Below are 22,108 nucleotides of genomic sequence, written 5' to 3' on the forward strand. Positions count from 1 at the left end.
GAGTGTGGATACGAAAAAAGGGTGTGGAACTACCACACCCTTTCTTTTTGCTGTTAACTCTGTCAGATCGTTCAATCCAGCAAGATCATTCTCAACCTTTGCAGATCTCTTTCAATTCTGCCGAATCCAATTCAGCGGTGACAGGCTAAACCTCAGAGAGTTCGACTTCCGGCAAGAATACCACGCAGTCCCGGCCAGCCTCTTTTGCCTGATACAAGCCCCGGTCTACCCTCTCCAACAGAGAAGACATCGTGTCCATTGGCCTGACCATCGTGACACCGAACGAGGCAGTAACACGTCCCACCGGCTCAATGGGATCTTCACTGATCACCTGACGCAATCGTTCGCCAATTCCCATCAGAGCCTGTTCGTCCACTCGTCTTAAAATCATCAGAAACTCTTCGCCTCCCCAGCGGGAAACGCAGCCGTCTTTGCGGATTGCATGGTTAAAGCGGTCGGCAATTTCCTTCAGCACCGCATCACCTGTGGGATGTCCAAAGGTGTCGTTGATTCTCTTGAAATGATCAATATCAAACAGCACCACTCCGGCCCGGCAACCTTCGATCAGAATTTGCTGCAAATGACGCTCGCATGCACGACGGTTAAACAATCTGGTCAATGGGTCCAGATCTGCGACATTCTGCATGTGCTCATGATCTGCGTGCAGCCTTTCTACTTTGTTCTGCAAACCGCGATGAAAAGGAATCAATACCAGAACCACCAGAAAGGCGGGTCCGTAGCTGATCATCATATCCTTTCCCCGATAACTCCATAGTTCATCGTTGTGCCCCAACAGGTAAATCAGGACCGGCAATGCAACGGAACTCCAGGCAAACAGGGCTGTACAAAAAGCCTGACGGGTAGGCAGGAATATCATGATGAGGATGATAACCACTATCAATGCGGTCGATATCGGGGGAAATGAATCCACCAGACGAATGTCCGGTGAAGCGAAAGCCTGTGACACATAAAACCAGGAAGGTATCGTAAGAGCAACGATTGAGGCAGCCAACGTCAGGCGGGTAATTTTCATTATCCAGCCAGGCCGCAGCCGGAGAGCCACCAACAGCGATGTAAAAATGACGGTCATCACCGGAGGAAGTATCCGGTCCAACAGATAGGCGTCCGGCTCCAGATAATGAATCACTGTAGCAGAGCCTGAAGCAAATAACGCCAACAGCAACATCGCTAGAGCGGTACTACGAAAAAAACGTTCACCGGGATCTCGTATCGGCATTTTTATATTTATGGTTTTCGTGAGTAGTAAATTTAAGGGGGGAGAGTATAAGGTGATTATCGGTTATTTTACAGACAAAGATGACAGTAAATATTGTTTAGCCTGAGTGGCCTTCCTGGCCAGTCTCTTTCCGGTAAGAAGAAATTGGTTATTTATCGCTCATCAGGCATTCTGCGTCAGGCTGAGACTACATACCTGATTACGACCTGAATGCTTGGCTTTATATAGCTGCTCGTCCGCCACAATCAACATGTGCTCATAATCATCACCTGTAGGCTCATCACATATCCCAAAGCTCATGGTGACAATCAGCCCCTCAGCAATGTTGTGCCAGGGATGGTTTTCTATCGTCGTGCGAACCCTTTCCATCATATCCCAGGCAGACTTGGGAGACGTATTGGGAAGCGCCAGTACCATCTCTTCTCCCCCGTAGCGGGCGACAATATCACTACTCCTGATGGAAGTTTGCAGAATATGCGCGACGGTCTTGAGCACCTCATCTCCGGTGGTATGGGAGAAGTTATCGTTGATTTTCTTAAAGTGATCGATGTCCCCCAGCACGACACAGAACGCGTGTCCGTAACGAATGGCATTCGCATGCAGAACCGTCACTTCTTCGTTGAAAAAGCGCCGATTATACAGGCCGGTCAATTCATCCCGAATGCTCAGCTCCCGGAGTTGCTCTGCTTGGCGCGCTACCATATCACGGGATTCTTCAAGTTTATTGTAGGCTTCCACCAGCTGGGAATTCATGGAGTTGAAAGCAGAAGCCAGAACTCCGACTTCATCTGAGGACTTAATGGGAACCTGTTGCTCCAGCTCACCTTTCCCCATTTTATTGACCGCCAATATCAACTGGTTCAACGACCCGACCAACTTGCGGCTTTCCCAAATAACAAAGGGAATAATCAATAAAAGAGCGCACAGGGCTGAGAAGAATAAAGTTTCCTGCAGTGTATGCAGATGGGCCTCATCCGTCGGTGTTAACGGCGTCGTGCCACTGGGAACCGCATAGGCAACCACTGAAGTTTTGTAGGTGATAGGATCGGCCGAATCAAATGCGCTGGGGTCAACCTTTTGTCCTGGCTGATAATCCTTCCCGCCATGCAGGACATTGCCCTGCGTATCAAACAGTACAAACTCGAAAGAGAGCATACCAGCCGTGGCTAACGCTCCAGGAGCAGGACTCCCCGGCTCTTCAAAATTCCCCAGCAAATGAGGAGGAAGCGGCCTGCCGTTAGCGGGAGGATCGCCCAACATACGCTCCCTGCCGCGCTGCGCCATCTCGGCAAAGCGCATGGCATCCTCTTCAGTCCCCCAGGACTGGTTTCGTTCAATATAGCGACCGATTGCCTGACTAAACCTTCCATAGTGAGCTTCCTTGGCCCTCTCAACAAATTCGTGTTCAATCATCACCGGAGTGAGGATGGCCACGATAACGGCCATGAGAATACAAGCAGCCAGAAGTACTAGAATAAATTTGGTTCTTAATGAATTCACGGCTTTTCCAAACTCAAAGGTTTTCTACATTATATGCCCCTGTCCAGAAATATCCTGAAATTAATCATCCTATTGATTGACAATCGGCCCGTATTCAGAAGCAAATTCTTGGGATTTCGACTAGATTGATGGCTGCTGGCGGGAAATATCACCTCCGCCGCAGCTAAAAACGGAACTGTTTTTCCAGAATCACTAAGTCGAGCAAAAGGATGTGAAAACTTATGGACTACAAAAAGACAAATCTCCTTATTCTTTTCCTTCTGGCCACATTTATCAGTGGCTGTTCCACCCTTCAGCCAGCAGAACCGGTCAGCGACCAGGGAGTCGATGACATCGCCTGCGTGGGCTATATACAGCCACCGCCTCCTGGGGCATCGGAAGCCAGCGACCAGGAATTGTTGAGCAAAGCCCTGGGGGCTTCAGGCGAAGGAAAACTCTGTGAGGGCAAAGTGTTTGTCGCCAACCAGCCCATTACAGTGTATCGGGTCTGGAACAGTGAAAAGAGCTATACCGAGTACGGTAGCTGGTGGTCCTTCAGCCAGCCTCAAGGCCCCAAATCCAAATATCGGGAGGATAATGGGATCTGTCCTTCCTGGAGCACTCTGGACCGCTTAAGTTCATGCACGATTAAAGTCGGAGCCAAGTTCGTGGTTGGACCCGGACAGAGCGCCCAGTGCCAACACATGATCTATGCAAAATCTGCTGTTAATCAGGTATTTATTCCGAACGATACCCGGGTGAACCAGGTCTATGTGGAAAATTGTTCTGAAGGTGTTGTCTGGCCCTGATAAGCGGCATCCCGAGGAATCAAGGCTGCACTTTTATATAAGGTGCAGCCTCCTGCTATAGCCTCGAATCTCTCTTTGATAAAAACATACTAAGCTGCAGCCTGATTCTTGGCATGAGTCTTCCCTAAACTGAATTGATTTGAGCGTGTTCTCAGATATTCTTTCTTGCGCTTTTTCCGCAAACGACACAGCGGCCCTGACTCCGCGAGCATGTGTCACACATGGCCCAAGCATTATTCCTGTAGTGGCGGTCTTCACCACTATTTCGATAGTTCCACACTTTGTGGCATTCCGGACAGGCGCTATATGATCGAACCAAGCCTTCATTTTTACAAGCTTCACTGCAATAAAAAGGCTTCGGAATGGTATTCGAAGCATTCCCTGTTTCCTTATCTGCTGCTTCCTTATCTGCCTCTTCTTTATTCCTGAAAATAGTGAACAAACTCATTATCAACCTTTTTGTCCTAGCCGTTACTTTGACCTGTGGAAGCTCTCCTGCAGATACAACTCACAGCCTTAATCCAGCCGGTAAGTCACTTCTTGCTCACATAAGCACTATGAGCCCGTTAGTACAGCGCAGGAAAAAGCTGGCAATCAGATATAGAAATCAGTGAGAGCGTGGAGGCACCGTATAACGACTTTGCTAAGCGCCTCCACGGATATGTAACGAAAAAGATTCTGACGCAATGGATCCGTTCTACAAGATAGAATTATCAGAAGCTGTATCTTATAGATTGTGTGGATTAAATGTTGCCAGTTATTTATTTAGCGCGTTTTCTTGCAATCAGTCCTACCATCCCCAGGCCTAATAGAGCTAACGACGCAGGTTCAGGGGCAGAATGCACGGTGATTTTCCATTCCTCGGTTTCACCTTGATAGTAGTGGCCGGTCGGTGTCATCAGGTTCCTGTAGTTATCGGTGTATTCAGGCTTCCATTGATCATCCCAGTCACCACCGTACATATTGGTAACCGAATGAGTACAGGTAGCAAGCGCGCGCAGCCAGAAGTCACCGACCTGATCTTCGGTCAAGGTATATTCACTTGAATAGAAAGCAAAATCCGGATTAACGGGCGTCTGCCAGGTGCCCAACACAGGCTCAAAATCCACTAGCTTGTGCTCTCCGTAAGCAACTTCATCACTAACGTCGAACACGCCATTCTGATCCCAGTCGACCCAGCTTTTCAGAAGGTCGGCATAGTGATAGCCCACGTTCTGTTTGTGCATGCTGAATCTGAATTGAACCGTTTGGCCCACGGTAAGATTTTCGTTACGTCCCCAGGTAGTTCCACTGTCGGTACTCCAGGTGACACCAAAAGGATCGTTGTTCGGTACGTCCGCAAGCTCCTGCCAGGCAGTCGTGTCGTGGGTGGCGGTGCCGTAAGATAGTGGGATGGCTTGAGCGCCATACGCACACAGCAGGAGTGGCAAACCGGCAATAATTGTATATTTCATGATATCCTCTCAAGAAATTGAACTTAGTTAATATAATTGGTGCTCATTCTACAAATGTTGCGCTTTGAATCTTTTCCACCTTCGCAGATAGCAATTATTTGACCAATTTTTATACTATTGATTTTTAAGGAAATAATTTGGCTGGGCTTTTGAATTTGTAAATTTAATAGACTCTGCCTATCGGACTATCTTCAGCAGCAGGTGCCTAGACTATCGGTCTAGGAGGAAGAAACAGGCGCAAATATCACTTAATGGACGTGATCAAATATTCAAGAGAGGCCACAGACTGGAGTACATTGATTTGTTTGAAATTCTGCACCAGCATATTCTGCTGAACTACGCTTCAGTCTATATTCATAGCGACATTCAGAAGGCCTAGTATCCTCAGAATATCAACCGGCTTAAGGCTCGTAAGGGATAGGAAGTGTATTTGTGGTGCGGGATGATTGGTTTTTTAACTGTAAAAACTTTCTGATCACGTAGCGACTTTTAAGAGGCCTCAGTACTTTCGCGGTAATACTGGAAGGACTACCAATACAATCACAAGGGAGCTTGTACACTTCTAACTATGAGATTATCCGAATGAATGATATTCGCAAAAAGCTCGAAAAAACAAAATCTGTAAGGACACCAAAAAATTTGAAGATCTGGAGGCAGAATTCTCAGAAGAGGACCATAGGTTACTAGACTGCAGTATCAATGACTCGAAATCTGCACAGGGAGCTGTTCCTCTAATAAAAGCGTAACCTGAACCTTTACCTGCATTGCTTTTCGCATTTTGAACTAATTCTTTCTCATAAAAATCTCTAACTCTACTAACTTGAAGCAAACTAGTAGCAAGCTTTTCAAGACAACCTGATATTTCCAACAGCTTCTTATGATCACCATTTTCCCATTCATTGCTTAGATACTTTTGAATAGCGCTCCACTGTTTTTCACAGTTTGAACCTAAGAGGTCATAGTGTGGTACACCGCCCCCCATAGCAAAATATGTCACCTTTTCATTCATAGTGTTTCTCCGAAAATATCTGGCATTCTCATATCGAGCAAGCCATCTCTTCCTCTTTCAATTACTGAAGATATCTCCAATAGCTCTATGGTTCCACATGATATATAGAGTTCCTATAAATCCACCTATCTCAAAGGGCGACCCTTATCATCCTTTTGGTCCATTGTTGGACTCCTATGCCCCCGTAGAATGTAACTTTCATTCGTAGGACGATTTTTATAATAAAGGGAAATATATGCTCGCGACTCATATGGATGCCGAGAGACGCTATGGAAAAATCAGACAAGAAACACTCAAAGCTGCTGAAAGTGTTATTTGTGGGGATTACCCTCAACTTAAACTGACTACTTTGGATTTAGCTACCTTAAGAGCAGCTGATGCATGGGCGTGCCATCCGTGCCGCCGTGTAGACTGGGATTGGATGGGTAGTTACGGAGCCATCAAATTTCGCTATCCAAAGCGTTTTGAGGCGGCAGTATGGTATAAGGAAAAGCTGAACGGCTTGTCACTTGGGCGTCCTACTTATAATGGTGGCAGCTTGAGACTGGATTTTGTCGAAGCTAGCCCTTTAAACCGTGAAATCGCAATTTTTGATATCATAGTTGTCGCCATGAGAACCTATGCGGATATGCTGGGAGCAAAAGAACTGCGCATCATGCATCCCATTAACGACAGGGTAAAAGATTATTACGCTTCACATGGATTCACCTATGTAAAAAGTGACAACTACCTGTTTAGGAGGATATGAATATGGGAAAAATCATCGATATCAGAGACAAAAAGGCTCAGAGACCTCTTACAGCAGAAGAAGCCGCCAAGCGGGCTTACAAAGAGCACTTCCGCAAAACGCCTGTTGAAAACGAGCCGGAAGGCCTTGCTTCTGGTCAAGCGGAAAAAGACGGAAGTATGCACCTGGAGGATGAAAAAAATGGTAACTGAGAAAAAGGAAGATCGACTAACGCCAATGGAAAAACAATCAACACCTCTTTCAAATGAGGTTCAGCCGGAAGATGCTTTCCGCAAAGCAAGAGAAGCTGCATTTCAATATGCCATTGACGTTAAGAACCAATCTTTAAAGAAATAATGTCCTTTGAATGTCAGGTAAAAGGATTCAGAAGAAAATTAACACTCGGAACAGATGATTATTCCGGACTATGACAGGTTTACCAGGCAAATACACAGCATTATTCTGGAATAGTTTCAATCTGATCTGACACTTTTTCTTGAAAAAGAGAGGGTTACCGGTTTTGATGGAGGTGCCAACCATTCATCGAAACACACAAAGGATAACCCTCATGCAACATAGTAACCAACGAATCATCAAACATAAATTAGGTTTATTGAATCTGGCGGAAGAATTGGGGAATGTCTCCAAAGCTTGTCAGGTAATGGGCCTGTCCCGCGATACCTTCTATCGATACAAGTCAGCGGTCGAGGAAGGCGGTGTTGAAGCGCTACTGGAAAAGACTCGGCGGAAACCTAATCTGGCGAATCGGGTGGATTCAGAAACCGAAGACGCGGTGGTTCAGTACGCCATCGATTATCCCGCCCATGGCCAGGTTCGAGTCAGCAATGAATTGCGTAAACAAGGTATTTTTGTCTCAGCCAGTGGTGTGAGAAGTATCTGGCTCAGGCGTAATCTGGCGAACTTTAAAGACCGTCTGAAAGCGCTGGAGGGCAAAGTAGCAAACGAAGGGATCATTCTAACTGAATCCCAGATTCAGGCCCTGGAGCGCAAGAAGCATGATGATGAAGCCTGTGGTGAAATCGAGACTCATCATCCAGGTTATTTGGGATCGCAGGACACCTTTTATGTGGGAACGCTCAAGGGCGTTGGCCGGGTTTACCAACAGACCTTCGTGGATACCTATTCGAAGGTGGCTCACTGCAAGCTGTACACCACCAAAACGCCTATCACGTCAGCGGATCTGCTGAATGACCGAGTGTTGCCATTCATGGAAGAGCATCAGTTGCCTCTGCTACGCATTCTGACGGACCGTGGCACCGAGTACTGTGGTAAAGCGGAAAGACACGATTACGAGTTATTCCTGGCGCTAAATGAGATAGAGCACACCAAGACCAAGGCACGACATCCGCAGACCAACGGGATCTGTGAACGCTTCCATAAGACCATCTTGCAGGAGTTTTATCAGGTGACTTTCAGGAAGAAAATCTACAGCGGTTTGGAGGAATTACAGAAAGACCTGGACGACTGGCTGGATTACTACAATAATCATCGAACCCATCAGGGTAAAATGTGCCTTGGAAGAACGCCCATGGCGACTCTGAAGGAAGGGCAACGAATCTGGAAGGAAAAGTTCATAGGCTGAACTTGACCTGACAGACACCTCCTAAAAACCGGTCACTGTCAGATCAGATCTGAACTTCTACAATTATTCAGATAATGCTGTGATTTCTTGTGTACATTTAAATCAAGGCTACACCGTTGTAATCAGTGCAGCCTTGATCCATTGAGTTTACCTATCCATAAACTCTCAAACTCAAGGAACCCGAATCTCAACTTCCTTCAACTTCAGTTTCCAGTCCTCCATGGGCGTTCCCTTCAGATTCAAACGGCTGGTCATATAGTAAAGCCGCTTGGTTGCTTCGCCATTGGGAGCGGTGGTGAAACGCTGTTTCAGCCAATAGGGGGGAATTGCCTGATAGTACATGGTCACTTTCACGGTCAGGTTATCTCTGTCGACGCCATCGGGTAGCATGGCTTTGTATACCAACGAATCCTGTCCTGGGAATTGAATGCCCTGATCCATGTAGTCCGGATCGTCTCCGACACCGTGGGGATCGGTCGAGGCCATAAACTGCTCCATCACCTGCCCCTGGGGTTTGAATATGGTCGACACTCTCCAGCCTTTAGGCAGCAGACGGTTATCTTTGGGACTTGAAACCCGGTGGACAAAGCTAGTGGTAAATTCCTTATCGGCATCCAGATTCAGTTCCTCGTATATCTGTACCTGATTCTGTTCGGTAATCGTCTGGTAATGAGGTTGGTAGCTGGAAGCATCGGGCAGGAATTCGGTCTTCAGCGGATCACCATTTTCATCCACGATGACACCAACGTCGTTGGTTTGACCTGAGCCCCACACGACCTTCTCGCCCTCCATCACCAGAAACTCGATAAACGTCCTCCGGAATGCAACGCCACTGGGGAAGCGATGACCGGTTTTATTGGTGACAGAAACAGTTGCTTCCAACTGACCATCCGTGATGCCGGTCACGCTGACATTGATATCCACCGTATCCTGCTGGGCCTGGCGAATCATATTGTCTATGGCCAGATCTACACCATTGTCAGCAGAGGTCATGTAGTCAGTCTTCGCCACACCGAGAATATCGGGGAACTGATCAAACATCTCCAACAGGAAGACGTTCAGTCCCACATGCTCATGACGCTTGTATTCGGCGCGTAAGGGGATATCGATGTCAGCCAACGGCAGGGTTTCTTCAGCCGCAGGATAATTGGCATCCTGGATCGCAGCAATCTGGGTGACCAACTGGTCGATATCAATACTGCCGTCCAGTGTTTTGAAACCCGTCGGCATATGACAATCCTGGCAACTGGCAAAGTTTGAACCTTCCGCTCCCTCATCCTGGGCAAAGGTGCTGTTCTGCCACTCCAGGAAGGTGGCCTGTTCGATGGTATGGGCATAACCGGTAAAAGCCGGGTTCACTTCCGCACTGTCCAGCACCGGATAAGGATGGTCTTTTTTGCCGATGTTGGGCAGATTGATGGTGTGGCAGGTACCACACAACTGAGAGTCCTGGGTGAATTCATTGAATACCGGTTTCACTCCCAGTACATGGCCCATGGGAAGCTCTGAAACCTTATCAAAAGGCCCAAAGAACTCATCATCCGGTCCCTGCACAAAACGTCCGGTAGAGTTGTGGAACAAACCGTACGCCAGCTCTTTTGGTGTCAATGGAGTCAACCAACCCGATTCGGTAGGATCCCACTGTTGCACATCCTGCTCAGAGGGTTTATCAATGTGATGACATACCGCGCAACTAATGCCCTCACGCCCCAGCTCTCCATATTTGTGATAGGCATAATCAGGCGGTTCAGGTTCGTTGGACGACAATCTCTCCGTGAGGTAGAAGTAATCCACTTTGAAATTCGGATTCAACGACGAGTCCACTTTGGCATCCATCTGCAACTGACGTTGCCCCATCGCCCCATGACAGCTCAGACAGGTATTGGTAATCGCTTCCTGGGTATCCGCCACCGTACCGTTCAAAGGTGAAGGAGTCTGTCGACCGTCTTCTTCCACATATTTCATCTCACTTTCCAGTTGGGCGTGAAATATCGGATCACGACCTGCGAGCCCCATGGGCGACCAGCGCCACTCACCATATTCAGAAACATTAAAGCCTTCGCCGTACTTCGGCCCCGTTTGCAAAAACATGGTCACCCCATAAGGCAAACCACCCAGACCACCATGACACCCCAGGCAGTTGCTGGAAGTCATAAACGCCTCCGCACCATTCGGTCCCGGTACAACGTGATCCGACCACTGGGATGGAAAGGCTCTGGCTTTGCTGTTAACACTCCGGGCCAGCTCGGGAAACTGCTGCAGGAATTTGATGCTGGGATGCGCCAGAGCTTCATTTGCCATGGGCTTGGCATCCTGTTCCGAGGCTCCCATATGCCGGTTCAGAAAGGTTTCATAACCCGGCAGGGAGGACGCAGACCAGGGCCGCTGCAAGGCAGGGATGTCAAACAGTGTCATGGCATACGGATCGTCTTTCAGAACCGACAGCGGATAGTCTTTGAGATGGTCAGCACTGCGCCAGGAGTTATCGACAAAAAAGCGTAACGGGTAATCATCCGGAGAAAAGCCTTCTATATTGCGCAATGAACTGAACGTCAGTTCGGCTTCCGCTGAGCCGTGGCAACGCAAGCAAGGTGCGCCGAACCCCGAGTATAGAGCATGGGAGTAATCATCCAGTTGCCGCTCAACAGCGTCGGTAATGGATTCCCCTTCCTTGGCTGCCCCCGGCCCTCCCCAGAACCAACCATCTTTCGAACCGGCTTGATCCCTCACCATCACCGTCCAATCGGTAATCAGCGTTCCCAGTAATGATTCATATGCTGCCGGGTTCTCTTTGTATTTCGGATCATTCTCCAGTTCCTGATATAACACCGCCGGCGGCGAATACATCTCTTTGATAATCATGGCCCCATCCGGAATATCGCCCTCACGGCCATTCTCCAGCCATGTCATCACTTCAGGGGAATAAAAGATCCGCACCGCCGGGTGAGTTCCAAAGTATTCATTACGAATGTAGGGTCCGGTATCCCTGACATTCTTGTCCCGTTTCCATCCAAGCGTCTTATATTTTTCCTCCAGTAGCCAGGTATAAAGCACTCGCTCGTAGTCTTGTAATGGCATCGAACTGGGTAAAGGGAGGTCCGCAGAAGGCGGGGAATTGGAGGTTTCGGAAGAATGTGCAGCCTGCTCACCGGTCCTGCATCCTGACAGGAGCAATATCGCGGAGGCGACAAAACAGAGAAAAAGGGAAGAGACAGATCCACAACAGAGATTCACGAAGTCCTTGCGCATAGCTTCCTCCTCGCTATGGGAGAGTCACCATCCTGTGATGATCTCCTGACGCTCATGGCATTATTATTGGCTGATTATCACCTTCGCATCCCGGCTAACTCCTGGTGGTGATCGACCCAACCTTTCTGAAAACTTAGACCATGATGAAAATAACGCAATAGTGTTTCCTGAATCAGACAGAGGTTAAAAGCTTTTCGTAGAGACATAACCTTCTGTTTTCATGTAATGTTTCACTAAAAAAGCGGTAACCGAGCTTTTCGTAGATATGCCTTCCCCGGACATTATCCTCAAAAACGTCTAACCAGATTCGTGTGCGGCTGAGCACATCGGTACAGTAGCTTTCCATTTCCCGAATCGCCATCTGCCCTATTCCTCTGCCCCTGATTGAAACCACAATACGCCGGAATTCGACATTCAGGGTATCAGGATCTGGCACCAGGATAAAAAAACCAGCCAGGCTATCGCCGGCCAGTATCCGGAGATACACCAGGCCAGGATTGCACAGGCCTTTCTCATGCATTTCCCGCGTATAGGGGATTACAAAATCCCGAACGTCGATTGCCTGTTCCATGGTGGTAAACAGGAAGGCGTCCTCCCGCAGTGCTTTTTCAAGAATGATCTTCATTGGCCGGTGCCCTTCTCAATTTGACCAGTATCACTCGGGGTTTGACGAAGCTGCTTTTGCCGCTTAGCTGCTTCTCTCATCGCAACTCAAGGCGATTTATTGAGTGATCTGATGATGCACTCTTGTTCCACATCAAAAAAGGAGAGAAAAAAATCTCGCGGTAATAATTATGAACTATTCTTAATGTCGCGAAACGCCCGGAAGGAGTACCAGAAGTTTCGTGGGGCCGGATCGCCTACGCTAATAACATTAACAAGGAATCAAGGATATGAGTAAAGTTAATGCAGTACGATCAGGAGGTATGAGAGGAGGCAAAGCCCTCAAAGGGGCGGCAACATTTGCTGCCGCCATATTATTAGGTTCACAGGCATTGTTAAGTTCACAAGTTTTTGCCTTGGACCAGATTGAAGCAGGGTGTATGGAGGAAACCGCCGGCTTCAGTGTGCAGTGCTCTGCCAATGATATTCAGATCGCCGGTGTGGCGACCAACCCAGACGGAACCCCACAACTGGAGATACTTGATGACGGTTGTGCTTATCAGGGCGATACCGTCGAATTCACCGCTACCTTTGAATTGGTCTCTTCGGCCAAAGAGCGCCATGACATCGGCATTTACTTTGTCTCTGATGGAGACCCGCAGCAAGATGGTGCTGTCACCGGAGCCTGTAATATTTCCACCCTCCCATACCAGCCAGATCCACCCTGGCTCGATCTGGATGGAACCAATGACCCATTCCCAGGAACCAATACCCCATCGGGCGTTCAGGACACTTGTGGGGATATCGACAAACCCGATCACAATCCACTCTATCCTACCGTGACCTTGACCGCAGTGTGTATCGACCCGGATGCAGATGGCAAACTCAACCTGCCTTACTGTACCAGCTGGCGTCAGGCCGGGGCCAACGAGCTCTGCACCACTCCGACCGATGCTTTCCCCGGATCACCTTCCAAGTGTAAGTGTGATGATGGGTTCAATGTTCCCATAGATGTTCCCGCAGCCGAGCTGCTGGTATCCAAGTCGGCATCTCCAACTCAGTTGACAGAGCCCGGCGGTAACGTCACCTTCTCGGTGTCTGTCACCAATGTGGGTATAGACCCCAACAACTCTGTCTCCCTGAATACTTTGATGGACAGCATTTACGGCGATATCACAATGGCTGGTCACGACGGCATTACGAGTACTACCTGTAGCGTGCCACAAACCATTCCGGCAGATGATCGTAACCCTGGAGGTATTGACACTTATTCATGCCAGTTCACGGTGGCTGTCACCGGCAATGCCAACGATGTGGAAACTGATGTTGTGACGGCGACAGGTGTGGACTCCAATGGAAACAACCTGTCAGGTAATGACGATGCTACCGTAACCTTCCTGGATTCACTGCCCGATCTCGAAGTCATCAAAACAGCTACACCGACCCAACTGGCTGAACCTGGTGGCCTGGTGACGTTCAGCGTGACAGTCAATAACACCAGCCCTGCATCCAGCGATCCAGTCGTCCTGAATTCTCTGATCGACAATATTCACGGGGATCTTAACGGTCAGGGTACTTGCGTGTCCGGCATGGTCATTAATCCCGGCCAGAGCTACTCGTGCACCTTCACTGCGAACGTTACCGGGAATTCCGGAGACTCGGAAACCGATACCGTCACGGTATCCGGTGCAGATGACGAAGGTAACCCGGTCAGTGCCAGTGACTCTGCAACCGTTGTGATACTCAATGTTCCATCGGATATCAGCATGACGAAAACAGCCTCGCCGGTACAGATTTATGAACCCGGTGGTAATGTCACCTACACCTACACGATCACTAACACTTCACTTGTCGATACTGTGACGATTAACGTACTGACTGACAATATACTGGGTGACCTGAACGGCCAAGGTACCTGCTCTGTTCCGCAAGTCATCGCGCCTTCAGGATCCTATACCTGTACCGTCACCACGTTTGTCAGCGGTAACGGCAATACTTCTGTCACCAACGTGGTCAACAGCAGCGGTGTCGACGACGACAACGAACCGGTATCCGCCATGAGCGATGCCACCGTCAATATAGAGAACCAGCCTCCGGCAGCGAGCATCACTAAGACTGCGACCATGGCGCTGGTTACCTATGAAGTCACGGTGACAAACGACTCTGATGCAGAGGCTCTGACTGTCACTACCTTGGTAGACGATATGTTTGGTGATGTTACCATGGTACAAGGCGACGTCTCCGCTACCACGTGCGTGGTTCCACAGGTACTGCAGCCGGCAACACAAGCAGGAGATTCTTACACTTGCACATTCAATGCATTGGTGGATACGCCAACGCATACCAACACCGTCACAGCAACTGTGGTTGATGACGACGGCTCAGCGCCGATCACACCACAAGCCAGTGCGACTGTTACTTTGCAATAGAAGAGCCTGCACTAGAAGGACTTCAATAAAAGCCAGCAATAAAAGATAGATTGCTGAAAAACAAAGGGCCGGTTTATACCGGCCCTTCTTGGTTATGGTGCTGATTTCATAGAACAATTCACCCGAACCATCAATCAATGATAGCTGCAAATTCTTTACATAATTTCCTTATTTTTCAATAAGTTTCAAACCAATTTCTTTCTCAGATATTTGTTGCCCCGCACTAAGAAGAAACTTTTTTTAAATAAATGCAAAACAATGTCAAACCGAGAACTCTGTACAATTTATGAACTAATCTTAATGTCGCGGGACGCACGGCTGGAATGCCAATGAAAGTTTCGCCGTGCGAAATCAATCATCATTAACAGGGACATCAAGGATATGAATGACGTTAATGCGGCACGATCAGAAGTATCGTTCAAGAAGTACAGGTCATTAACGGGGACGGCGGCAGCAATAGCTTCGATAGTATTCGCCTCTCAATGCCTCGCGATGGATTCGGTGGACGCAGGTTGTATGGAGGAAACCGCTGGATTCAGCGTACAGTGCTCCGCCAATGATATTCAGATCGCCGGTGTGGCAACCAATCCTGACGGAACCCCCCAACTGGAAATACTCGATGATGGCTGTGCCTACCAGGGTGATACCGTCGAATTCACCGCCACCTTTGAACTGGTTTCCTCGGCCAAAGAGCGCCATGACATCGGTATTTATTTTGTCACTGACGGCGATCCACAAAATGATGGTGCTATCAGTGGAGCCTGTAAAATATCAACCCTCCCTTTCGCGCCAAATCCCCCCTGGCTTGATCTGGATGGTACCAACGATCCATTCCCGGGAACCAATACTCCCTCAGGCGTCCAAGACGAGTGTGGGGATATAGACAAGCCCGATCATAACCCGCTCTATCCTACAATGACCCTAACCGCAGTGTGTATAGACCCCGATGCGGACGGTAAGCTGAACCTGCCCTACTGCACCAGCTGGCGGCAGGCCGGTGCGAACGAACTCTGTACCACTCCGACAGATGCTTTCCCCGGATCTCCCTCTAAATGTAAGTGTGATGATGGATTCAACGTTCCCATTGATGTTCCCGCAGCAGAACTGTTGGTATCCAAGACAGCATCTCCGACACAGTTGACTGAACCAGGAGGCAACGTGACCTTCGCCGTATCGGTCACCAATGTGGGAATAGATCCCAACAACTCTGTGACCATGAATACTCTGACAGATGATATCTATGGTGATATCACCACTGCCGGCCATGACGGCATCATAAGCACTACCTGCGGCATACCGCAAATCATTCCGGCAGATGATCGCAACCCAGGCGGCGTAGACACTTATTCCTGCCAGTTCACGGTTGCCCTAAGTGGCAATGCCAACGATGTGGAAACTGACACGGTAACCGCTACCGGTACCGATACCAACGGCTACAGTCTGTCGGGTTCAGACAGCGCCACAGTGACACTTCTCGATTCACTGCCCAATCTTGAAGTCATCAAGACGGCAACGCCAACCCAACTGTTGGAGCCAGGAGGTCTGGTGACCTTTAGTGTAACAGTGAATAACACCAGCCCCGCTTCCAGTGACCCGGTCACGCTGAACTCATTGGTAGATAATATTCATGGCGATCTTAATGGCCAGGGAACCTGCCTATCCGGTGTCACCATCAACCCGGGCCAAAGCTATTCCTGTACCTTCACTGCCAATGTTTTGGGGAATTCAGGAGATTCGGAAACAGACACTGTAACCGCCTCTGGCGCAGACGATGACGGCAACCCTGTCAGCGCGAGCGATTCAGCGACAGTCTCCATCCTGAACGTGCCTTCAAATATTTCGTTGGCAAAATCCGCGTCGCCAGCTCAGATTTACGAACCAGGCGGCAATGTCACCTACACCTACACTGTCACCAATACTTCATCGGTTGATTCCGTCACGATTAACGTGCTGGTTGACGATATTTTGGGTGACCTGAACGGCCAGGGCTCCTGTAGCGTACCTCAGTTCATTGCACCTTCCGGCTCCTACAGCTGCAGCCTGACCACCTATGTCAGCGGCAATGGCAACACCTCCGTCACCAATGTGGTTACCGCAACAGGTGTGGATGACGATAGCGATCCGGTATCCGCGACCAGTGATGCGACCGTCAATATTGAGAACCAACCTCCGGCAGCCAGTATCACCAAGTCCGCCGTGATGGCATTGGTCACCTACCAGATTACGGTAACCAATGATTCCGATGCGGAAGCCCTGACCGTCACCAACCTGGTTGATGACATGTTTGGAGATATCACCGCGGTACAAGGCAATATCTATGCAACCACCTGTGTGATTCCCCAGGTACTGCAGCCGGCCACCCAGGCTGGTGACAGTTACACCTGCACCTTTGATGCATTTGTAGATACGCCAACTCACACCAACACTGTTACAGCGACTGTTGGCGATGACGACGGTTCCGCACCAGTCACTCCGCAGGCCAGCGCTACCGTTACTTTGCAACAATAAAATAGCTTCGTGATATATACAGGGCCGGAATTCTCCGGCCCTTTTCATTTGCGGACTCGGTGCTGCCAATTCAAGCTAACTAACCAGGTGTACCCCATTATCTACAAAGCCACTATTCGAATTAGTTCCAGGGCTTCTTTTTGGAGGGCAAGTTAGAGAAGATAAATCCAAACACACGCTTAGCCAGGTACACAATCGACACGGTAGAGAGTATTCCCTCTTCGCTCGATATCACTTCAGCTTCGAAGCCCAGATCGCCAGTTTGTGCTTCATCGTTACCAAAGATACCTGATCCTCGGGAAGGGGCTGAATAACATTATCGTGGACCAGTAAGCGATATATATACTCGATTTTTTCATTGGCAGAATCTGTGGGCTCAAATTCAACGACACCTCGTCCCTCTCCATACTTCATGCCTTCGGTGATCGCCTTTTTCAGTAATTCCTTTTCGTTTTTCAGTTTTTTCATGGCCGGAAATACCTTTTAAATTGCTTGCCCCAATCAGCTATCGGAACAGAATCTGTTCTCACACACATCCATAAACCTTAGCACGGCCTCGCTCAACTGACTATCCGGATCATTCAGGTCGCGGAACGAGGTGAAATGGTTTTTATCCGGCTGGATGAATAGCTCTGCAGGGAAACCTTTCTCAATCCAGGAAGCATGATAGTCCCGTGACTGCCGAACAAACTCTGTAGATTCTTTTGCCCCTACGGTGATAAATAGAGGCATGCCATGCTCAGGTATCTGGAGCAAGGGACTCTGAGTCGAAATGACATACTGATTCAGGGAGACGGTAGGCTGAAGCCATGAATAATAGAGCGGTGTCAGATCATAGATCCCACTGATGGGGATGCCACCCTTGATAATATTTTGAGGAAGCTCGTACTCCCTTTCCCAACCCGTTGAGACCAGCATTCCAACCTGCTGTGCTCCGGCAGAGTGACCACCAACGAAGATCCGGTTGCGATCACCGTTATACTGCTGAATATTTTGATAGACCCAGGCAACCGAGGCGCGGACTTGCCGTGTGATCTCCGGTATAGACACCTGAGGACACAAAGAATAGTTGGGCAGGACAACCGTCACTCCTCGGGCCACCAAACCACGAGCCACCAAACTGAAATCCCGACTGCTCATACTTCGCCAATATCCACCATGAATGAAGACGAATACTGGTGAATCCTTGTTTGCGGAAGGAAAGATATCCAGGGTTTCATCGCGCATCGGCCCGTATTTCACATCAGGAAAATACTCAAGTTCTTCACGGGTCTGCTGATTGGCTTGCGTATCATGCTTAATATATGGGGCTAAATCAGGCACCGACAAGACCGCATTGTATTCCGTATCAATATCTGCCTGACGAGCAAATTGACGATATAGCTTCATTGAAATTCCTTGGATGATGGGCTTTTCTGCTCTCAATTCGACGCTGAAGTCATCATGTCAATATGAGGGATACCATCTTCATCGTATGGTTCAGATACCGCGTTGAATCCGAAACCTGTATAGAATCGTTCCAGATACAATTGGGCAGAAATCTTGATAGGCTGGTTCGGGTACATCTCCCCCATCAACTCCACGGTCTTTTTGATCAGCATTTTTCCTGCACCGGTGCCTCGGGCATCTTCAGTCGTGAGAACCCTGCCAAATGACGGTTGCTCGTATAAGTGTCCGGGGGGCACCACTCGCAAATAGGCATGAATCTTGGGACTGTCGCTAATATCGAGACCAGCGCCCTCATCTTTTTTTACAGCAAATAGGTGCCAGGATCCTTTGTCCAGTTTATCAATATCCGGGTAGATGCAATTCTGCTCGATAATAAACACTTGCTGCCTGACTCTGAGAATTTCATATAACTCTTCCACAGACAGTTCATCAAAGGCTTTGAACTTCCATTCGTACATCTGAACGATTCCTTACAATTGTGCAGTACTGGTTAACTTCCCTCGTCGGGTTTACCATCCTCCAGCCACTTTACATTGCTATCCCGAATTCCCAAACCAGTTTTAAATTCCTCAGCAAATTCAAGGTCCGGTTTTCCCATCCAGCCTCTCTCAACATAAAGGTTATATCCATCATCGACTTTTTCGTATCGGACCGACGCCAGCCATATCGCATCCCAGTCCCCTAAAAACTTCAGATCTTTCAGAGACCGCGGATACTCTCCATAGCGCGTGTGATGCAGCTCAATAATAGAAATGGCTGATACAAAGTTTTGCCTGCCAAACTTTTCATCCGCTCCCGGAATGGTTAAATCGCATCCAGCAACACAAAAAGCTAAGAGCAAAATAGAAAGGTATCTCAGCATCGGTTTAGATCTAATAGTAATTGGTTCAGCCATACCGACCTTACTCCTGCCCTCTGTACGGCTCTATATCAAAAGAAATGTAATAGTATCTATGACAAGACTATATGGAGGACCGTTAATCCCCTTCCATACAACTATATAACACTCATCTTTGATATTGATGTAGGAAAAATGAAGATGGGTAGGGCCGGATATCTATCCGGCCCTTTAGTAGTGATGTTAGAGAAAAATTCTCACTTACTGCGAATCACTGAGCGTATAAGGCCTCAATGTTGACATGGCATTGCCTGCCGCTCCCATGCGGTTGGTGTACTGAATACTCTTCTCCAGGGTGTAGAAGGAATCCAGATAGTCGTCGTCATTACTGAACCAATGATCCGGCATGGCGGCCACGATACCGCTACCCAATGCCACCAGGGCACCGATTTCCGGTTGGCCCAATGCTGAAAGAATTTCTGCCGCGGCTGACAGCAGTTTCTGCGCCAGCTGTTGATAATTGGTGTTATCGTCATGCTCCATCAGGATGATATTGGCGGCTCCCCAACGATAGCGCGCCCAATAGACCATCACCTGGTTCGGGTAATAGGTTTTACCGTCATAATCCAGATAAGGCATATCAACGATATCCAGAGCTGGCTCGTCCCGGCTTGGGTCCACTCCCGAAACAATCGCATAAACCTCCGCTTTGCCGGAAATCCAGGGCTCTTCATCATCATTCAAGCGAATTTGATCCAGAATCGTCACTTGCGTTGTGTCCATCAGGCTTTCGTTCATCAGGCTTTCATTCGCCAAGCCCTCATTCATTTGGAGCGAGTTCATCTGAAGCGAGCGAACCTTGGTCTGGGCGAATACCTGCTGCATTTGCGCCAATCCAAGCTGCAGATCTTTCTTGGCATTAATATCGACCACTACGACCGGACGGTCAGGCATATTCCAGACATCCAGCATATGCAGGCCACCCCGGCTGTCATAGGCTTCGATGTATTGCCAGGTTGATTCATCACCATCCGGCTCGTAGGCATAGAGAGGCTCTACCCCCCCCTGCAACTGTGTCATCATTGAGGGAGCGGCAATACGCAATTCAAGCAACGTATCGTTTGCATTGGCCAATCCCTTTTTACTCAGAACACTTTTCTCCGCTCTCCGGGCCTGGCCGACGAACGAGTGCGACAAGCTTTGGACATCCTGCAGAAGGGTCGCTACAGATACACTCCCCTGGTGCTTCTGCAACTGTCTGGTTAGCTCGGCCGGGCTGATTTCCCGTGCAACAGACCGGGCCACTGAGCGCTTCTCATTCGCTAATGTGACAAAACCGGGAGAGCTATAAGAGGTATGATTAACGGCGGTGTTTATGGAAAGGCGACTATTGTCAGCCGCATTTGAATGGGACATCCAGCCGCTTAGCAGCAGCGCCATCATTCCTAGAGCAGTATATTTCCTCATACTGAATTCCTTTTATATTTCCTTATTGATTTGAAGCCTGGTGCGCGCTTATTCCCTCTACAGCAAATGTGGGAGATCTGGCAAAGAACAAGTGGCCCGCATCAGGTCATTGCCGGTTAACACAACAATGTATTGTCTACCTCCACTCCTTGGGTGTTACCGGTCAAATAAGCATATAACAGGATTTTGATATGGCTCAGTTGAAGAGTACATTTTTTGGTCATTTTGAGAATGAGCCGACAAAAATGAGCGTCATAGGCTGAACGGAGTAGTGACGAGAGGGGAAAGGATTTTCTATGCTTCGCCGCCAAACAGCATGCTTTGGATGTGCTTTTTTAAAAGACGAAAAGAGGGATTAGTGGGCCGGTTAGGTTGATATCTGAAAGATCAAAATACAAAGGATTGTCACACCACCAATCCAGGTAACCGGGGACAAGTACCACTCTATGGAGGTTTCTGCCGGTAATGGTCTGAGTTTGGAATAGGCATACACCAATATAGCGCTACCCAGCAAGAAGACACTTGCCGTGATCAATGCAAACTTGATCAGATTAATAATATGTTCCAGGTCCAAAGTGTCACTGCTGTATAGATCCTGCAGCCCGACGCCAACGACGACACAGATGATATTGATCGTCCATATCAAAGAAGGTTTAAAAATTCTCATAATGATTTTTTAAAATGGTCCCGCAAAAATACAGGCAAATCATTGGCCGGCAGCCCTGACGATGCCTGATACATCATATCGCCGATAAAGCCCCTGTGATAAGTATTGTGGTTAACCACGTGAAGGAGCATGTCGCCACGAGACATCACGCCCTCGCCACCACCAACAAACTGGAAATGAATCACTTCCGCCAATGTCTCTTCTGAAATCGAATCAACATATTGAACATACCATTGATCCATCTTCCGCTGACACTCCCAAAGCTCCAATAAGGGAGGATGCGTTGGTGTATTCCTGGCGGTATAGCTATGGGACACGCCCAACAAATGGGCCTTGAAGATATCATCTATCACATAGACATGATTGAGCGTGTGCACCATATTGCCAAACCGGGTTTCCCGTTTCTTTATGGCTTCATCTCCGGGCAATTTGCTGACAGCCCCATAAGTCAATTCGTTAGCCCATGCCTTATAACGGCAGAGCATTTTCACTTGTTCCAATAAGTTCATAACGACTACTTCGCTTAGGTAATAATAGCTTCCCCTATATGACGATTATTCCACCCAAATAGTGAGACCAT

At 48.5% G+C, this 22,108-nt stretch carries 20 protein-coding genes; 7 read left to right on the forward strand and 13 right to left on the reverse strand.

The window, feature by feature from the left end:
* Window positions 1–145 precede the first annotated feature (145 nt).
* Together BTA51_RS13275 and BTA51_RS13280 are read right to left on the reverse strand one after the other, a co-directional pair.
* Entirely contained in the window at window positions 146–1,237 is a 1,092-nt protein-coding gene (locus BTA51_RS13275; RefSeq protein WP_094707948.1) for a GGDEF domain-containing protein, read from the reverse strand.
* A gap of 162 nt (window positions 1,238–1,399) precedes the next feature.
* Window positions 1,400–2,737, reverse strand: a complete 1,338-nt coding sequence (locus tag BTA51_RS13280) for a diguanylate cyclase (RefSeq protein ID WP_094707949.1) — start codon at window positions 2,735–2,737, stop codon at window positions 1,400–1,402.
* A gap of 221 nt (window positions 2,738–2,958) precedes the next feature.
* Here BTA51_RS13280 and BTA51_RS13285 point away from each other — a divergent pair, with 221 nt between their 5' ends.
* Entirely contained in the window at window positions 2,959–3,525 is a 567-nt protein-coding gene (locus BTA51_RS13285) for a hypothetical protein (protein WP_094707950.1), read from the forward strand.
* 761 nt (window positions 3,526–4,286) lie between these two features.
* Here BTA51_RS13285 and BTA51_RS13295 read toward each other — a convergent pair.
* On the reverse strand, window positions 4,287–4,979 hold the full coding sequence (locus BTA51_RS13295) for a PEP-CTERM sorting domain-containing protein (protein WP_094707952.1): 693 nt from the start codon (window positions 4,977–4,979) through the stop codon (window positions 4,287–4,289).
* 574 nt (window positions 4,980–5,553) lie between these two features.
* On the reverse strand, window positions 5,554–5,988 hold the full coding sequence (locus tag BTA51_RS13300; protein ID WP_094707953.1) for a hypothetical protein: 435 nt from the start codon (window positions 5,986–5,988) through the stop codon (window positions 5,554–5,556).
* A 235-nt stretch (window positions 5,989–6,223) separates the two neighbouring features.
* Here BTA51_RS13300 and BTA51_RS13305 point away from each other — a divergent pair, with 235 nt between their 5' ends.
* The 4 genes from BTA51_RS13305 (at window position 6,224) to BTA51_RS13315 (ending at window position 8,318) form a co-directional block, all read left to right on the forward strand.
* Entirely contained in the window at window positions 6,224–6,736 is a 513-nt protein-coding gene (locus BTA51_RS13305) for a hypothetical protein (RefSeq protein ID WP_094707954.1), read from the forward strand.
* A 2-nt stretch (window positions 6,737–6,738) separates the two neighbouring features.
* The gene (locus tag BTA51_RS13310) at window positions 6,739–6,927 is read left to right on the forward strand and encodes a hypothetical protein (protein ID WP_094707955.1); all 189 of its coding nucleotides are present in this window, start codon (window positions 6,739–6,741) and stop codon (window positions 6,925–6,927) included.
* Entirely contained in the window at window positions 6,917–7,072 is a 156-nt protein-coding gene (locus tag BTA51_RS30175; RefSeq protein ID WP_168188163.1) for a hypothetical protein, read from the forward strand. Before BTA51_RS13310 ends, BTA51_RS30175 begins: the two co-directional genes overlap by 11 nt.
* Before the next feature lie 211 nt (window positions 7,073–7,283).
* Complete coding sequence (locus tag BTA51_RS13315) at window positions 7,284–8,318, forward strand: IS481 family transposase (protein ID WP_094707956.1); 1,035 nt, start codon at window positions 7,284–7,286, stop codon at window positions 8,316–8,318.
* A 171-nt stretch (window positions 8,319–8,489) separates the two neighbouring features.
* Here the strand turns inward: BTA51_RS13315 and BTA51_RS13320 are convergent, their stop codons facing one another.
* Both BTA51_RS13320 and BTA51_RS13325 read right to left on the reverse strand, forming a co-directional pair.
* Window positions 8,490–11,567: a hypothetical protein gene (locus BTA51_RS13320; RefSeq protein ID WP_094707957.1), complete on the reverse strand. Its 3,078-nt coding sequence runs from the start codon at window positions 11,565–11,567 to the stop codon at window positions 8,490–8,492.
* A 172-nt stretch (window positions 11,568–11,739) separates the two neighbouring features.
* Complete coding sequence (locus BTA51_RS13325; RefSeq protein WP_094707958.1) at window positions 11,740–12,192, reverse strand: GNAT family N-acetyltransferase; 453 nt, start codon at window positions 12,190–12,192, stop codon at window positions 11,740–11,742.
* Window positions 12,193–12,460: 268 nt separating this feature from the next.
* On the opposite strand from BTA51_RS13325, the gene BTA51_RS13330 reads away from it, so the two are divergent.
* Together BTA51_RS13330 and BTA51_RS13335 are read left to right on the forward strand one after the other, a co-directional pair.
* Complete coding sequence (locus BTA51_RS13330) at window positions 12,461–14,599, forward strand: DUF11 domain-containing protein (RefSeq protein ID WP_094707959.1); 2,139 nt, start codon at window positions 12,461–12,463, stop codon at window positions 14,597–14,599.
* A 381-nt stretch (window positions 14,600–14,980) separates the two neighbouring features.
* Complete coding sequence (locus BTA51_RS13335; RefSeq protein ID WP_141215591.1) at window positions 14,981–17,107, forward strand: DUF11 domain-containing protein; 2,127 nt, start codon at window positions 14,981–14,983, stop codon at window positions 17,105–17,107.
* A 231-nt stretch (window positions 17,108–17,338) separates the two neighbouring features.
* Here BTA51_RS13335 and BTA51_RS13340 read toward each other — a convergent pair whose 3' ends face one another.
* The 7 genes from BTA51_RS13340 to BTA51_RS13370 form a co-directional block, all read right to left on the reverse strand.
* Window positions 17,339–17,575: a DUF5062 family protein gene (locus tag BTA51_RS13340; RefSeq protein ID WP_094707961.1), complete on the reverse strand. Its 237-nt coding sequence runs from the start codon at window positions 17,573–17,575 to the stop codon at window positions 17,339–17,341.
* 33 nt (window positions 17,576–17,608) lie between these two features.
* Window positions 17,609–18,496 (reverse strand): alpha/beta hydrolase, encoded by an 888-nt coding sequence (locus BTA51_RS13345; protein ID WP_094707962.1) that lies wholly within the window; start codon window positions 18,494–18,496, stop codon window positions 17,609–17,611.
* Window positions 18,497–18,528: 32 nt separating this feature from the next.
* Window positions 18,529–19,014 (reverse strand): GNAT family N-acetyltransferase, encoded by a 486-nt coding sequence (locus BTA51_RS13350; RefSeq protein ID WP_094707963.1) that lies wholly within the window; start codon window positions 19,012–19,014, stop codon window positions 18,529–18,531.
* A gap of 32 nt (window positions 19,015–19,046) precedes the next feature.
* Window positions 19,047–19,451, reverse strand: a complete 405-nt coding sequence (locus tag BTA51_RS13355; RefSeq protein WP_210404829.1) for a hypothetical protein — start codon at window positions 19,449–19,451, stop codon at window positions 19,047–19,049.
* A gap of 204 nt (window positions 19,452–19,655) precedes the next feature.
* Window positions 19,656–20,861, reverse strand: coding sequence for a DUF3103 domain-containing protein (locus BTA51_RS13360; protein WP_094707964.1), 1,206 nt, complete (start codon window positions 20,859–20,861; stop codon window positions 19,656–19,658).
* A 367-nt stretch (window positions 20,862–21,228) separates the two neighbouring features.
* Complete coding sequence (locus BTA51_RS13365; protein ID WP_094707965.1) at window positions 21,229–21,528, reverse strand: hypothetical protein; 300 nt, start codon at window positions 21,526–21,528, stop codon at window positions 21,229–21,231.
* Window positions 21,525–22,037: a DinB family protein gene (locus tag BTA51_RS13370; RefSeq protein ID WP_094707966.1), complete on the reverse strand. Its 513-nt coding sequence runs from the start codon at window positions 22,035–22,037 to the stop codon at window positions 21,525–21,527. The genes BTA51_RS13365 and BTA51_RS13370 overlap by 4 nt, the downstream gene beginning before the upstream one ends.
* Window positions 22,038–22,108: the final 71 nt, after the last annotated feature.

Origin of the sequence: Hahella sp. CCB-MM4 (assembly GCF_002260525.1) — a bacterium.
In the GTDB taxonomy this organism is placed as follows: Bacteria; Pseudomonadota; Gammaproteobacteria; order Pseudomonadales; family Oleiphilaceae; genus Hahella.

Bases quoted from the DNA above. Each gene is read 5' to 3' on its own strand.
- BTA51_RS13300 (WP_094707953.1), bottom strand. From the start codon at position 5,988: ATGAATGAAAAGGTGACATATTTTGCTATGGGGGGCGGTGTACCACAC.
- BTA51_RS13310 (WP_094707955.1), top strand. From the start codon at position 6,739: ATGGGAAAAATCATCGATATCAGAGACAAAAAGGCTCAGAGACCTCTT.
- BTA51_RS13355 (WP_210404829.1), bottom strand. From the start codon at position 19,451: ATGGCTGAACCAATTACTATTAGATCTAAACCGATGCTGAGATACCTT.
- BTA51_RS13360 (WP_094707964.1), bottom strand. From the start codon at position 20,861: ATGAGGAAATATACTGCTCTAGGAATGATGGCGCTGCTGCTAAGCGGC.
- BTA51_RS13295 (WP_094707952.1), bottom strand. From the start codon at position 4,979: ATGAAATATACAATTATTGCCGGTTTGCCACTCCTGCTGTGTGCGTAT.
- BTA51_RS13370 (WP_094707966.1), bottom strand. From the start codon at position 22,037: ATGAACTTATTGGAACAAGTGAAAATGCTCTGCCGTTATAAGGCATGG.
- BTA51_RS13330 (WP_094707959.1), top strand. From the start codon at position 12,461: ATGAGTAAAGTTAATGCAGTACGATCAGGAGGTATGAGAGGAGGCAAA.
- BTA51_RS13335 (WP_141215591.1), top strand. From the start codon at position 14,981: ATGAATGACGTTAATGCGGCACGATCAGAAGTATCGTTCAAGAAGTAC.
- BTA51_RS13315 (WP_094707956.1), top strand. From the start codon at position 7,284: ATGCAACATAGTAACCAACGAATCATCAAACATAAATTAGGTTTATTG.
- BTA51_RS13350 (WP_094707963.1), bottom strand. From the start codon at position 19,014: ATGTACGAATGGAAGTTCAAAGCCTTTGATGAACTGTCTGTGGAAGAG.
- BTA51_RS13320 (WP_094707957.1), bottom strand. From the start codon at position 11,567: ATGCGCAAGGACTTCGTGAATCTCTGTTGTGGATCTGTCTCTTCCCTT.
- BTA51_RS13345 (WP_094707962.1), bottom strand. From the start codon at position 18,496: ATGAAGCTATATCGTCAATTTGCTCGTCAGGCAGATATTGATACGGAA.
- BTA51_RS13285 (WP_094707950.1), top strand. From the start codon at position 2,959: ATGGACTACAAAAAGACAAATCTCCTTATTCTTTTCCTTCTGGCCACA.
- BTA51_RS13275 (WP_094707948.1), bottom strand. From the start codon at position 1,237: ATGCCGATACGAGATCCCGGTGAACGTTTTTTTCGTAGTACCGCTCTA.
- BTA51_RS13325 (WP_094707958.1), bottom strand. From the start codon at position 12,192: ATGAAGATCATTCTTGAAAAAGCACTGCGGGAGGACGCCTTCCTGTTT.
- BTA51_RS13305 (WP_094707954.1), top strand. From the start codon at position 6,224: ATGCTCGCGACTCATATGGATGCCGAGAGACGCTATGGAAAAATCAGA.
- BTA51_RS30175 (WP_168188163.1), top strand. From the start codon at position 6,917: ATGGTAACTGAGAAAAAGGAAGATCGACTAACGCCAATGGAAAAACAA.
- BTA51_RS13340 (WP_094707961.1), bottom strand. From the start codon at position 17,575: ATGAAAAAACTGAAAAACGAAAAGGAATTACTGAAAAAGGCGATCACC.
- BTA51_RS13365 (WP_094707965.1), bottom strand. From the start codon at position 21,528: ATGAGAATTTTTAAACCTTCTTTGATATGGACGATCAATATCATCTGT.